This is a genomic window from Chryseobacterium sp. BLS98 (assembly GCF_001045445.1).
GTDB lineage: Bacteria > Bacteroidota > Bacteroidia > Flavobacteriales > Weeksellaceae > Chryseobacterium.
Genome location: NZ_LFNF01000003.1, coordinates 192,864 through 208,560 on the forward strand (window position 1 = coordinate 192,864; position 15,697 = coordinate 208,560).

General features: G+C 37.6%; 8 protein-coding genes. All 8 read left to right on the top strand.

The window, feature by feature from the left end; translation table 11 throughout:
• The first annotated feature begins 22 nt into the window (after positions 1-22).
• The 8 genes from ACM40_RS12090 (at position 23) to ACM40_RS12125 (ending at position 15,694) form a co-directional block, all read left to right on the top strand.
• A complete protein-coding gene (locus ACM40_RS12090) occupies positions 23-3,217 on the top strand; it encodes an efflux RND transporter permease subunit (protein ID WP_048503054.1) in 3,195 nt (1,064 codons plus the stop codon).
• Positions 3,204-4,646, top strand: coding sequence for a TolC family protein (locus ACM40_RS12095; protein ID WP_048503732.1), 1,443 nt, complete (start codon positions 3,204-3,206; stop codon positions 4,644-4,646). Before ACM40_RS12090 ends, ACM40_RS12095 begins: the two co-directional genes overlap by 14 nt.
• Positions 4,647-4,883: 237 nt before the next feature.
• A complete protein-coding gene (locus tag ACM40_RS12100) occupies positions 4,884-6,428 on the top strand; it encodes a T9SS type A sorting domain-containing protein (RefSeq protein ID WP_048503055.1) in 1,545 nt (514 codons plus the stop codon).
• Between the two features lie 4 nt (positions 6,429-6,432).
• Positions 6,433-9,852 (top strand): hypothetical protein, encoded by a 3,420-nt coding sequence (locus ACM40_RS12105; RefSeq protein ID WP_048503056.1) that lies wholly within the window; start codon positions 6,433-6,435, stop codon positions 9,850-9,852.
• 132 nt (positions 9,853-9,984) lie between these two features.
• Positions 9,985-13,563, top strand: a complete 3,579-nt coding sequence (locus tag ACM40_RS12110; RefSeq protein WP_053077110.1) for a DUF6443 domain-containing protein — start codon at positions 9,985-9,987, stop codon at positions 13,561-13,563.
• Positions 13,564-13,569: 6 nt separating this feature from the next.
• On the top strand, positions 13,570-13,974 hold the full coding sequence (locus ACM40_RS12115) for a hypothetical protein (protein ID WP_048503057.1): 405 nt from the start codon (positions 13,570-13,572) through the stop codon (positions 13,972-13,974).
• A 497-nt stretch (positions 13,975-14,471) separates the two neighbouring features.
• Complete coding sequence (locus ACM40_RS12120; protein WP_131705359.1) at positions 14,472-14,825, top strand: hypothetical protein; 354 nt, start codon at positions 14,472-14,474, stop codon at positions 14,823-14,825.
• A 302-nt stretch (positions 14,826-15,127) separates the two neighbouring features.
• Positions 15,128-15,694 carry a hypothetical protein gene (locus tag ACM40_RS12125; protein ID WP_048503059.1) on the top strand — a complete coding sequence of 189 codons (567 nt, stop codon included), beginning with the start codon at positions 15,128-15,130 and terminating at the stop codon, positions 15,692-15,694.
• Positions 15,695-15,697 lie beyond the last annotated feature (3 nt).

The following is a 15,697-nucleotide window of genomic DNA, read 5'->3' on the forward strand; positions in this document are numbered from 1 at the left end:
TCTATAAATGAAGTAAGTAATTATGTTTAAGAAATTCATTCGCAGACCTGTTCTGTCCATCGTAATCTCTTTGATTATCGTATTCATGGGAGTTTTGTCTTTAGTAAAACTTCCGATAACGCAGTTCCCGTCCATTTCACCACCAAAAGTAAACATCACGGCAGAATATCCGGGTGCCAACAATGAATTGTTGATCAAATCAGTGGTTATTCCATTGGAAAGAGGTCTTAACGGTGTGCCGGGTATGAAATACATGACCTCCGATGCCGGAAACGACGGGGAAGCTTCTATTCAGGTGGTTTTCGATTTGGGAACCGACCCGAACGTAGCAGCAGTAAACGTTCAGAACCGTGTATCTTCGGTAGTAAACAAGCTTCCGCCGCTGGTAGTTCGTGAAGGGGTGAAAATTACCCGTGAAGAGCCCAACATGCTGATGTATATTAACCTGTACAGTGATGACCCGAAAGCTGACCAGAAATTCCTTTTCAATTATGCAGATATTAACGTAATGTCTGAATTGAGAAGAGTAAGTGGAGTTGGTTTCGCAGATATCCTGGGGACAAGAGAATATGCAATGCGTATATGGCTTAAACCTGACAGGTTAACGGCTTACAGCATTTCGGCAGATGAAGTGATGGAATCGCTAAATGCGCAAAGTTTGGAAGCATCTCCGGGTAAAACGGGAGAAAGTTCCGGAAAGCGTTCGCAGTCATTTGAATATATTTTAAAATATCCGGGTCGTTTCAACAATGAAAAAGATTACGGGAATATTATCCTTAAAGCAAAGCCTGACGGAGAGTTTATCAGATTAAAAGATGTAGCAGATATAGAATTCGGTTCCTCCATGTATGATATCTATTCTACACTGAACGGAAAACCTTCTGCAGCAATCACCGTAAAACAGTCATACGGTTCCAACGCAAGTGATGTTATCAAAAATGTAAAATCTTTGATGGCCGAACTGCAGAAAACAACCTTCCCGAAAGGAATGCATTACGACATCAGTTATGACGTATCAAGATTCCTGGATGCATCGATTGAAAAAGTAGTTCATACGTTATTTGAAGCCTTCGTTTTGGTGGCAATTGTGGTATTCCTGTTCCTGGGAGACTGGCGCTCAACGCTGATTCCAGCTTTGGCGGTTCCGGTTTCATTGGTGGGAACATTTGCCATCATGTCTGCCTTTGGAATTACGTTAAACATGATCTCGCTATTTGCCCTTGTGATGGCGATCGGGGTCGTTGTGGATGACGCGATTGTGGTAATTGAAGCTGTTCACGCCAAAATGGAGGAGAAACATTTATCTCCGTTAAAGGCGACAGAAGAAGCAATGCACGAGATCAGCGGGGCAATTATTGCAATTACTTTGGTAATGGCATCTGTATTCATTCCGATTGCGTTTATGTCCGGTCCGGTTGGGGTTTTCTACCGCCAGTTCTCAATTACAATGGCTTCTGCAATTATCCTTTCAGGAGTTGTAGCCTTAACATTGACGCCGGCTCTGTGTGCTTTAATATTAAAAAATAACCACGGAAAACCTAAGAAAAGAACTCCAATTACCATTTTCTTAGATAAATTCAACGGTTTATTTACAAAAGGAGCCAATAAATATGAAGGAATGCTGAATAAAACGGTTAAGAAAAAGACCATTACTTTACCTTTATTATTAGCATTCTGTGCCTGTACATTCTTCCTGAGCAATTCATTGCCTTCAGGGTTTATTCCGGCAGAAGATCAGGGGATGATCTATGCCATCATCCAGACGCCTCCGGGCTCAACACTGGAAAGAACTAACCAGATTGCTAAAGAACTGTTGAGGGAATCTGAAGATATTGATGGTGTACAGTCCGTTTCTTCACTGGCAGGTTATGAAATTCTGACAGAAGGTACAGGTTCAAATTCCGGTACGTGTCTGATTAACTTAAAAAGTTGGGAAGACCGTAAAGAATCCGCTGCAGAAATCATAGAAAAACTTGAAGAAAAAGCCAAAAATATTCCGGGTGCGAATATAGAATTCTTCCAGCCTCCATCCATTCCGGGCTATGGTGCTGCAGGTGGTTTCGAACTCCGTTTGCTGGATAAAGCAGGAAGTGGGGATTACCAGAAAATGGAAAAAGTAAGTAATGATTTCGTAAGGGAGCTCAAAAAGCGTCCTGAACTTGGTTCTGCATTTACATTCTATTCCGCGAGTTTCCCTCAATATATGTTGAGAGTGGATAATGATCTTGCCGAACAAAAAGGGGTAACGATTGAAAATGCGATGGATAATTTATCTACGTTAATCGGTTCCAATTATGAAACCAGTTTCATCCGTTTCGACAGGCCCTATAAGGTAATTGTTCAGGCAGGTCCTCAATATCGTGCACTGCCGACAGATTTATTAAAATTATATGTTAAAAATGATAAGGAACAAATGGTTCCGTATTCAGATTTCATGCATTTGGAAAAAGTATATGGTTTATCTGAAATCACGAGACATAATATGTATAATTCATCCGAGGTAAGTGGAACCCCTGCACCGGGCTACAGTTCCGGACAGGCAATTGCAGCGATCAAAGAAGTTGCGGATAAAACCCTTCCAAGAGGTTTCGGGATCGATTGGGCAGGTATTTCTAAAGATGAGGTAAGCCGTGGAAATGAAGCGGTATTTATCTTCTTAGTGTGTTTAGGATTTGTTTATCTGATTCTTTCTGCACAGTATGAAAGTTTTATTCTTCCGTTGCCGGTAATTTTATCATTGCCGACGGGTATTTTCGGAGCTTTCTTATGTTTAAAATTATTAGGATTAGAAAACAACATCTATGCTCAGGTAGCGATGGTCATGTTGATTGGTCTTTTAGGTAAAAACGCTGTATTGATTGTAGAATTTGCCGTACAGAAAAAGGCAGAAGAAGGAATTCCGGTAGCTCAGGCCGCAATCGAAGGAGCTGCGATCCGTTTCCGTCCCATCCTGATGACTTCATTTGCATTCATCGCAGGTTTGATTCCATTGGTCATGGCAACCGGGCCGGGAGCGATTGGTAACCGAACCATCGGTACAGCTGCCGCAGGAGGGATGTTGATCGGAACTATTTTCGGATTAATGATTATTCCTGGATTGTATTACATCTTCGGAACCATTGCTGAAAAATCAAAACTGGCAAAATATGAAGAAGAAAATCCTTTAACTGAACAAACAGAACCGTACCAACACGATGACAAACATGAAGATTTATAATAAATACATAGCAGCCATTGCCTTATCGCTTGTTTTAGCAAGCTGTAAGGCGCCAATGGCGACCGTCATAAAAGACGAGATGAAGGAGAATGTGCCTCAGAATTTTAATCAGGAGGATCAGGGGGATGCCAATAACAATAGTGGAACAACACCCTGGAGACAATTCTTTACAGATCCTGATCTGGTAAGCTTAATTGAAACAGCTTTAAAAAACAACCAGGAATTAATGATCACCCTTCAGGAAATTGAAATTGCCAAAAGTGGTGTTTTAGCTAAAAAAGGAAGATTAACTCCTACGGTTTCAGCAGGAATAGGAGCTGGAGTGAAAAAATCCGGACGTTATACAAGCGAAGGAGCGGGTGATGCTACTACGGAAATAGAGCCTGGGAAAGAAATGCCGGATCCGCTGGGTAATTTTGAAGGAGGCCTGATGGCAAACTGGGAGATCGATATCTGGAAAAAGCTCAGAACCGAGAAAGAAGCAGCGGTGGCCCATTATCTTTCTACTGTAGAAGGGAAAAACTTTGTATTGTCCAACCTCATTGAGGAAGTGGCGGACAATTATTATGAATTGCTTGCCTTGGATAACCAATTAGATATTATTCAACAGTACATTAAACTGCAGCAAAGAGCCCTGGAAATTTCCAAAATTCAGAAAGAAGCTGCTGCTGCCACCGAACTGGCAGTAAAAAAGTTTGAAGCTGAGCTGGCTAAATCAAAAGCGGCAGAATATACCATCCGTCAGAATATTACGGAAAAAGAAAACCAGATCAATGCTCTTCTGGGAAGATATCCGCAGCCCATTGTGAGAAAGAAAGAGAGTTTCATGTCTACAGTGCCTCAAACGGTGTATACAGGAATTCCGTCTCAGTTATTGGCGAACCGTCCGGATATTAAACAGGCAGAATTAGAATTAAAAGCCTCAAAGCTGGATGTAGAAGCTGCCAGAAAGGAATTTTATCCGTCACTGGAAATTTCTGCAACCTTGGGATTGGAAGCTTTCAAACCTTCTTATCTGGTTAAATTGCCGGAGTCTATTGCAACAAGCCTTGCCGGTGAACTGGCTGGTCCGCTGATCAACAAAAGTGCGATCAAAGCCAATTTCCAGACTGCTGATGCAAGACAGATACAATCCCTGTATGAATATGACAAAACGATCTTAAATGCTTATCTGGATGTGGCCAACCTTATGTCAAAGGTTAAAAATATAGACCAGTATTATCAGTTAAAATCACAGGAAACCAAAGCTTTGGACCAGTCTATTGACATTGCGAACCAGTTATTCAAAAACTCAAGAGCGGATTATCTTGAAGTTCTTCTGAACCAGAGAGATGCTCTGGATGCAAAACTGGAGCTGATCGAAGCTAAACAGAAACAGCTGAGCACCGTTGTAGATATTTACAAAAGCTTAGGTGGTGGCTGGAAATAAAACATCATAATTCTCAATAAAACAGTTAATGTTTTGGGCTGATCCTTTCGGGGGTTGGCCCTTTTTATTTTTAATGGGTAGATTTTGCTGCTGGGATTTATTTTATTCGCTAATCACAGGAAATTGATAGAAGATATACTTGTATAAATGAATTTAGATTAAATCTCAGTGTTGGGATTTGAAATGCGTTAAAAAATGTTAAATTTGCAAAAATATATTAACTAACAACACCAATAGATGAAAAAACTCTACATGAGTGCATTTACGATGTGCATAGTCCTGAGCTTGTCTGCCCAGGAAGTATTGTGGCAGAAAGATATCAAATCCAATACCCAGGATTTTCTAAGCCAAATTACCACAACCATTGACGGTCAATATTTAATAACAGGAAGCAGTATTCAGAGCAGTAAGCTTCAGGCAGAAGGCAGTAAGCAGAATGGTGGCTACGATTTCCATTTAATCAAACTAAACCAGCAGGGAGAAGAGGTTTGGGAAAAATACTTTTCAGGACAGAATCATGATTACCTGTCAGCTTCTGTAGCTACCCAGGAAGGTGGATTTCTTGTTGCTGGCACTTCTTATTCCGGAAAAGGATTAGATAAAAAAGAAGATTCCAAAGGTGGATCAGATATCTGGCTGGTAAGGCTTAATGAATTTGGTGATGAGCTTTGGCAAAAAACATTGGGAACTTCTTCTGATGAGGAAGCAAGATCAGTTATCCAAAGTACAGATCTGGGATTTTTTGTAGCTGGAAATGTTCAGAATTCGGCTAAAGGTTACGGTTCTAAAGATATTCTGGTTGTAAAACTTGATAAGGATGGAAAAGAAATCTCTCAGTCTATTTTGGGAGGAAAAGGATTAGATGAAGTAGAGAAAATGATTCCCACTAAAGATGGAGGAGCTTTGTTAGGAGTTTATTCAAGAAGCAATACAGGAGGCTCAAAGAAAACTGAAAACTATGGTGAAGGAGATTACTGGATCATTAAGCTCAATAAAGATGGAAAGGTAGAATGGGAAAAGAACTATGGAGGAAAGTCAGATGATCACATAAGAACCTTAGCACTAACATCTACAGGCTATCTGATTGGTGGAGAATCCAGATCAGAAAGATCAGGAAACAAAACCGTAGGAATAGAAGAGGGAACCGATCTGTGGCTAATTTCCTTAAATGAAAGAGGCGAAGAGCTTTGGCAGAAATCCTACAATTTTGGAAACAGGGATATCCTGATGGGAACCAGCGTGCTTCATTCAGCGGATGATACATCTTCCAAAGGAATTCTTTTGGGAGGTTATACCCAGGCAGAAGGAAAAATACAGACTGATGACGAAACCTTCTGGATGCTGTATCTGGATCAGTATGGAAATGAAAAGTGGAGAAAGCACGTGAAAGGTGAATCCAGAAAAAGAGAGGAGAGATTATCTGATATAAAGCTGAACAGAGACGGCTCGATTATCCTGGCAGGAACCAGTGCGGAAGAGCTAGGCAAAGAGAACTGGAAGATCGTAAAGCTGGGAGATAAGCAACTTGACCAGCTGATTGAAAAGCAGGACATCAAGATTTACCCTAATCCTGTTTCAGATTATGCTTATGTAGAAATTGGTTTTGATTTCAAGGAATCTGATATTATACTTTATGATATGGGAGGAAGACAGCTTCAAAGTTTGAAGACAAAGAATAAAGTGACGAAGATTAATACCCAGAATTTAATTCAGGGAGTTTATCTAGTGACGATAAAAACGGATAACAATAAAACGGCTAGCGCTAAACTGATAAAAAAGTAAGACTATGGAAAAATTAATAAAAAATATTTTAGTTTCATTACTGTTAATTAATACAAATCTATTTTATTCTCAGGAAGCCGGTTTTATTCCACCTAGTCCACAGTCTTTTTCCTTTATAAAAGCTGGCAGTGAAGTTTCTGAAAATGAACATACGGGATCTGTAAATGTCAATATTCCGCTATTTAATTATATAACAGGAAAACTTTCTACAGGCATAAACTTAGTGTATAATGGTGCAGGTGTAAAGGTAGATGACTTACCTACAGATACAGGAATGGCATGGGTGTTGGATGCAGGTGGAGTTGTTACAAGAACCGTGAACGGACGTATTGACGAAAAAGCCACAATGAGGCTAAATAAAACCGAAGACCAGATCAAACAGACAACAATTTCGGATTGTACCGCGGATAATGATATACTCACCGCGTGTTATTCTCCCACGCAAATTGATACAGAAAGAGATATTTTCGATTTTAGATTTGGAGTGATCTCTGGTTCTTTTTATCTGGATGAAAATTTTCTTCCTATCTTTTTAAAAAATGATTCAGATGTAAGAATAAAAAATATTCTTCCTTCTGGCAGTACTAATAATAGACAGTTTATTGGTTTTGAAATAACAACAAAAGAGGGAGAGGTTTATATTTTTGGCAACGGAGATGAATACCAGGAAACTACAGCATCCAAAGCAATGCCTAGCAATCCTCCGGGAGATTATGCAGTAACGTCATATTTTCTTAAGGAGATCCGTCATCAGAATAGTGAAAAAATATTTTTCACTTATAGCAACATTGCTTTGGTGAAAAAAGACATTGCCGAAATCCACTACAGGTATCTTTACTCAACAGGTTTAAATTCGGGAATTATGCCAGATCTTGATCCGGAATTGAAAACCAGTACTCAAACTCATTTCACTAAAAATAAAAAGAGATTACAACAGATTAGTAACAATGTGAATAGAGATGTAATCAATTTTATTTACGCTCAAAAAGCAAACTCAGATTTTGATGCTTACCTGTCACAAGTGGAATACGGTTCAGGTGGCAGTATACCAAAAAAGATTGTACTGGATTATTTTTTTGAAAGCCTTGATCCTATTCAAAGGTTTTATATTAGTGCTGCAAATTTCTACAATGGAAATGTTTTTGATAAGAAATATCAGTTCAGCTATAACAATATTGAAGCTCTTCCTAAAAGGCTAAGCTATTCACAAGATATGTTTGGTTTTTATAATGGTAAAGGCGGCGGCTCTTTAATTGCAAAATATTATGGAGTGCCAGCATTGTCAACTCTTTCTATACCATCCAGTATTCTTTCCAGTTTCGGAGACCGTACACCGGACTTCGCATTTGCATCTAAAGGAACCCTTACTGAGGTTATCTATCCTACAGGAGGGAAAACGGTTTTTGAATATGAAATGCCCAAAACAAAAGTTTTACTATCAGAAAAAAAAATACTTCCTGATCTTGACGACCTTGGAACTACGACAGTTATTGAAGGGCTGCCAACGAACCAAACCATAGATTTTGTACTGACAACCTTTTCAGGGCCCCAGAGCCAGTACCATATGAAAACAGCTACTTTTACTGTGGAAGATATGGATACTGGAGCTTTAATACACACAGGAGGAAAAGTATATGGATATTCGCCTATGGATTCAGTGAATTACATGGTACCTCTTGAAATGAATAAAAGATATCTTGTTAAACTTACTGATACAGGCCCTGCTGGTGCTGAATTGAAATTTAATCAGACGTATAGAAAAACTATTGATTGGCTGGGACTACGCCTTAAAAGTATAACCAATATAGAGAATGGACAGCCGGTTCAATACAAAAAATTTTATTATTGTGCCGCTGATTTATATAAATTAAGAGAAGAAGACCTTCGTGATGCAGATGGAGTTATTATGCCAGATGTACAATTTGCTACTTTTAATGAGTTTCACACTGATGGCTTAACTTCCGCATCATTTGCAGTTACCTATTCGCTCTATAGTTCCAATAATACCAGTGCGCTTTATAATAGTCGTCGCCAGAGTAGATATAGTACTGTTTCATGTAGTATTGGAGGAGATAATTTTGAAAACGGAGGCTATCAAAAAAGATTCCGTAAAGACTCTGAAGATAATTTAGACAGAATTCGACCTGCATCTGCAGGAGGTGGCGGGGCGGGGTCTCCTTCTGCCGGTCACGGATATTTTGATACCACCGAAGGAATGCCAAACTTTTTTGCTTTCTTATTATCCAAGATCTATTTTCCTGCCCGAGGAAACAGAACTTCTTTCAGTGGAGGATTGGAGAACATAAAATATTTTGGCAGAAGAAATGGAGAGATCTTTAAAACCAAACAAATCAATTATCAAAATAGATATAATATTCTTGGGATCAATCCCAATCTTTTTGTTTCGAAAGTATTTGATGATAATGTACCTGCCACTTGTGGTTCCAATAATAATGTACAGCGGATCGCCAATTTTTATATAGCAACCTACAAAAACTACACAATAGATACTAAACTGGAAAAACAGATCACCACTGAATATATAGATGGGGTTCCCTTACATATTTATCCAACCTATGCAGATTATCTGAATAATGGTCAGCTACCTGTCGATAGTACTGAGACATCATACAAAAAACTTGTAACCACCATAGATTACGATTATACCGGAATGCCGGCTCATAATCAGCTCACGAAACAATCTGTAGAGTCACCGGACAAAAGTATTCTAGAAACAACCTATCAATATGCTCATGAGAAAAATAATCAAAAACTTATAGCCGCTCATATGATTGGTGTCCCTCTTGAAGCCAAGACTATTGCAAAGCAGAATAACTCTGATGCTGGGAAGATAATCTCTAGATCTGAAACTATTTATCCTGACCAGAATAACCCTCCAACATCAGATATAGGAAATCTCTTGATGCCACTTTCTTTAATTTCTTATAGTATTCAGAATAATACTCCTTCAACAGAAATTACTTATAATTGGTACGACCAGAAAGGGAATCTGATGCAATATATGATTAATGGGTTGCCTGTAACAATAGTTTGGGGTTATAATAAAACATTGCCTATTGCTAAAATAGAGGGTGCTGAATATAGAAGTGTGGCTGAGCTCTCAGATCTGTTAGAAGCTATTTCGGCTTCAGAAAAGGATGCAGACCCTGCTTTATACAATCTCCAGCCTGAAAATACGGAAACCCAACTAATCAATAAACTAGATGAACTACGTACAAATCCTAATCTTGTTAATTTTAAAATCACCACCTATACCTATGATCCATTAATTGGAGTAAGAAGCATTACACCACCATCAGGAATCAGAGAAGTTTATAAATATGATACAGCCAACCGACTTGAAAAAATAATTGATGCTAACGGAAAAGTATTGAAAGAATACAAATACACTTATAAAAACTAACACAAATATGAAAAAATTAATATTCATTGTCGATATACAGCTGCCGGCCGCAGTTGTAAATTATGTGGCAAGACCACGATCTGTTAATAAGAACAAAAGCAGTCTATAATATTTACCCATTAATTGAAAAATATGCATAAAAAAATATACATAAGTATAGGATTAGTACTGGGTATTTATCACTATGGCCAGGTAGTCCTGAATTCTCCTCCTGCTCCTAATACGGAAAAAGCAGATCCTCAAAGTATACGGATGCTTCCGGGATTCAGCTTCAATTCTGTTAGCGGAACATTTCGGGCTTATATCGGAGGATCTTCTTCCAATAATCCGGGGAATACCTATACGCCTGTCACCATTGATTATTCGACTAATATTTCAAATACTGAAAATTATATTTATACGAGGCAGTATTTAGTGCCTACCGAGGTGTCAAACGGATCTCTGCAGCAGATACAGAGCGTGCAGTTTTTTGATGGCCTTGGAAGACCTAAGCAGTCAGTGAGCATAAAGTCTACCCCTACAGGAAAAGATCTTGTCACTCATATTCCTTACGATGGGTTTGGAAGGCAGGTCGACAGTTGGCTTCCGGTTCCTATGTCCTCACAAAATGGAAATATTCAGGCAGGAGTGGAAAGTAGCGCCAATACTTATTACCAGGGGAATGGAATCAATGATTCATTTCCGTTCAGTCATAAAAATTTAGAAAACTCTCCGCTTGACAGGCTTCTGAGCCAGAAAAATCCAGGTGCCGACTGGCAGAATAAACCTGTTACTTTCGGCTATGAGACCAATACGGCAGGTGAAGTGAAAAAATATACCACCACCACTACCTGGGCGGATGGAGCCACTTCTTCTGAATTAAATGCCCCCGGAACTTATGGCGAGGCACAACTGTATAAAAATACTGTTACGGATGAAGACAACAATAAAACCATAGAATACAAAAACGGTAAGGGACAAACCATATTAGTCAGAAAAGTCATCAGTTCTTCAGAAAATGCAGATACTTATTATGTGTACAATGAATATGATCAGCTGGCGTTTGTAATTCCTCCTTTGGCTTCTGCTTCTGCATCAATATCTGCTTCAGCTTTGGACCACCTATGTTATCAGTATAAGTATGATGGCAGAAACAGGCTGGTAGAAAAAAAGCTTCCGGGAAAAGGTCCGGAGCAGATAGTTTACAACAAAAAAGATCAGATTATTCTGTATCGGGATATTGTTCTGAAAAACGGGATACCTAATTTTACAGCAGATAACTCATGGACTTTCACAAAGTATGATCAGTTTGGAAGAGTTGTTTACACAGGAATTTCAAGAGATGGAACTTCAAGGCAAAACATTCAGACATCCATTGATAACCAGCCGGTGGGTACTTCTTATGAAACCCGTGGTGGAAACCTTGTTCTGAATGGAATGAATATAGGATATGGAAATGTTTCTTACCCTACAAGTATTGACAAGGTTCTTTCAGTCAATTATTATGATACTTATCCTCAGGATGCTTCGGCCATTCCGGCAACAATTTTAGGCCAGGAAGTATTGCCTCAGGATGTTCAGAGTTCGAATGTTAGTACCAAGAGCCTGCCTACAGCCTCTTATGTGAAAAATGTTGAGAATGATAACTGGACAAAGACCTATACTTATTATGACAAGAAAGGAAGAGCAATATCCACCTATTCTGTAAACCATCTCGGAGGGTATACCAAAACTGAAAGTTTTCTGAAATTTTCAGGAGTTCCGGAATATACGCTTACCGAGCATAAAAGAGCTGCAGATGGAACAAAAGTAAATATCAAAGAAACTTTTGAGTACGATCATCAGGAAAGATTGGTGAGGCATTGGCATCAAGTAAATGGTGACGCACAGGAACTCCTTGCAGAAAACCTTTACAACGATCTTGGCCAGATACAGACAAAAAATGTAGGAAATACTGCAGGAAGTGCGTTACAGAATGTTAAATATGCATACAATATCAGAGGTTGGCTCACAAAACTTAATGAACCTTCCGATCTGCAGAATAAACTCTTTGCTTCCGAGCTGAGGTATAACAGGCCGGACAGCCAGTTCTCTGGTTCTGCGAGATACAATGGAAACATCTCTCAGATGTCATGGATTACCCAGAGTGATGCTGTAATGAGAAATTATTCCTATGAATATGATGCCCTTAACCGTCTTAAAGAAGGGCGTTTCTGGGATGCCATGAATTTGGACAGGGGAGAATACCATGAGCAGCTTACCTATGATCTGAACGGAAATATTAAAACCCTGCTCAGAAGAGGAAGACAGCTTCCAGGCTATACCGCGCCTGAAGTTATGGATAACCTTGAATACCATTATGAAAATGGTGAACAGAGCAATAAACTGGCTTATCTTAAAGAAATAGGTACAGGTAATGCTTTAAGTGGATATCCACTTTCATCGGGAAGTACAGGAAGTACAATTATCTATGACCTGAATGGGGATATGACGGTTCAGCAGGATAAAGGTATTTCTTCTATTCAATATAATTATTTAAATTTACCGGAAAAGGTTACCCAGAATTCCAAAGTAACAGATTACACTTACAGGGCAGATGGGGTAAAAGTAAAAAAAATCTTCGGTACAGACACCACAGATTATTTAGACGGTTTCCAGTATGAAAATGGAACGTTGAAATTTTTGCCAACTGCTGAGGGGTATTTTAATTTTGAGACCGGGAAGTATGTATATAATTATACTGACCATCTTGGAAATGTCAGGTTGAGCTACTTTAAAAATGGCTCAGGAGCAGAGATCATTGAGGAGAGTAATTATTATCCGTTTGGATTGAAGCATGAAGGGTATAATGTTTTGTCGGGAAATCCTGCTTACAAATACAAGTACAACGGAAAAGAACTTCAAGAGAATGGAATGTATGATTATGGAGCGAGGTTTTATATGCCGGATATTGGTAGATGGGGTGTCGTAGATCCGTTGGCGGAAAAATATCGTAGATGGTCTCCTTATAATTATGTAATGAATAACCCTTTAAGATTTATTGATCCAGATGGAATGTCTGTTTGGCCACCTGAAGGAGGTTACGAAGGACAAACGCATAGTGATGGTGATGGCGATTTTGTTTTTCAACATGGAACCTGGTATAAAGATGATGGTGCTTTGATGGGTTTTCTTTCAGGTTCCAGATATCAATCTGTAAATACAAAAAATACCAATGGAACTCCAGGCTATGATGGAAAAAATATACTTCCTGATTCTTCATATGATTATACATATGATTTAATGCCTGGAAAGCAAGCGGATGATGTAAACTATTGGAAAAATGGTGAAAACGGAGTGATGCTTACAAGAGTTTTGGAAACCACAGGCAGAGATGCTACTGCTATTGAAAACAGAACTACTACTATTGATGCTGTAATTATAGTTGCTACAACTCCTGGTAGGGGGGTACCCAGAGAAGTTCCAACATTAGAAGCACAAGCTTCGGAATTAAAAACATTAAATAATGGTAAAAATTCAGTAACAGTAAAATCTGGAAATGGACAGACTAGATATGATTTAGAAGGCAAAGCTCATAATGGAGTGGAAACCCCACATAAGCAAACCTATAAAAATAATGTTGTTAATGGCGAAGTCAAGAGCGTAACAAGAACAAGTAAAGAAGCGACCCCAATGACTCAGCAAGATATTCGTACAGTAAGAAAAGTTCTAAAAAATAGAAACGGACAATAAAATAATATGAAAGCGAGTTTTAAAATCACAGATAATATTGGAATTCAGGATTCATATAATTATTTTGATTTACATAATAATTTTGAATTAGGAAAAATAGAAATAGTACAGAATGAGGTAATAATTTTTTTTGAGAAAACAAATGAAGATTGGGGGAAAAATGAAATATATGATATTTTGCAAGTTTCTCATAAAAATGTAGATTTTTATTCACTTAAGTCTTTTACTAAAAGTGCCAATAAAATTTCATTATCTAATGTTTCTTTTAGTCCTAAAGATAATTTTGATATAGACACTATTTTTTTAAGAGAGTTTCCAGAAGAAGGGGATGAAATAGTATACTCTTTCGAGAATGAATCTTATATTAGAATTTCTTGTAGTGATATTTCTTTATCATATTTTAATTTGTAAGAGGCTCGCTCTATTAACCTAGTAGGAAATAGAGGGAGTTTTATAAAAATTTAAATTACTGAAAAGAAATAAGTTACAAACAGTAAAATAATACAAGTGATTCTATATCAAACGATTCGAATTTTCGAATACAGCCTTATAGAATGCCAGAGATTATTTTAACAAAGAATGTATACGAAACAAGTACATTAGAGTAATCTGATTGTGTTCAGAGCATTTTAAAAATGATAAAAGTTCTTTAACATCTTCGAAATTTTAAAAATAAAAAAGGAAAGAGAAAAACTAAATTACTCCTACACTCCCGTGCTGCCGCACGATTTTATCGTGTGGCAGATAATAAATAAAATCTCGCTGCAAACTTAGTGATGGATAGCAAGTGTCTGTAGGTTAGGTGAATATAGGTTTTTGGTTACCTGCAGGACCTGTTCCTGTAAATGCTGCAGCTGGTTTTTCAAATACATATATGATAAGAGATTTTGGAATTAAAAGATAAAAAGATGATTAAAAAAGTATACATTCCTTTTATTATTACTTTAATTATTGTCATTCTTTACTACTATTTTAGTGGTAAGAATCCACAAATAGAAGCCAAAGAAAATTTCAGATATTTTAATGAAAGTAATTTAAAAGAAAAGTTAATTAGTATTGACTATTATGCAAGAGGAGTAAAAATCACCTTTAAAAAAGATAAATATGTTTTTTATCCCATTACAAGCCCATTAAATGATAATAATATTTTTGAGGGAATTGCAGAGAAAGGGGATAGTATTTATAAAAAGCCATTTCAAAAAATATTGGTTTTAAAAAAGAAAAATGGAAAAGAATATAAATTCTCTTTTAAAGAGTTTTAATAATTTTATGAATACCCTTCGCTGCTGCACGATTTTATCATGTGACAGATAATAAATAAAACCTCGCAGATTGCGAGGTTTTATTTATTATGAAGTTTTATTTAGCAAGCAATTTTTCCAGTCTACTCATCATTTAGAGAGACTTCACTAACTGATGTTAGACTCTTAAAAATACCAAGAGACACTTGTATAAGGGGCTGGCGACGGTTCATGTACTACCTTCAGTCGGATAGTGAACCGGGTAATGCCTTCATAACCTGAATACCCGTAAAAAAACCTAAATTTACAAAAAGACAATATCCATGAAAACAATCTCCTATCTCTTTTCCATCACACTTCTCATCACATTTTCCTGCACCAACTACATAAAACCCATCCATACAGAAGCAGTACCTAATCCCGAAAACATAACAAGAAAATTATTTCTTCAGAATGAAACACTGGATGTTAATTTTTATGGAGATTATATATTCAATAAGGTTGAAAAAGAATTCATCTTTTTCACCAATAAAGATGTTGACAATATTCTTAATAACCTTAAACAAAAACCTTCTTCACAGGTTCTTTTTACCTACACGAAAATCAGTATTTATAACAATATGCTGGGATTTTATTATGCCGGAAAAACTTTGGCAGATATAAAGAATAATTTCTCCATTAAAACTCCTGAAAAAGAAATACAGAACGGACTTTTATATGGCTATGAATATAATGGGTACTATATTATCGAAGTCTATAGGCAGACAGAAAAAGGAGTGGTACGTTTTATTTCAATCAATAATTCTGCAAAACAAACCGTTGAAAAATTTAGACTGGAAAACACAAAGCTGTTTTTCGAGGTGAATTCCGGGCTTTTGAGCCAATATTGATAG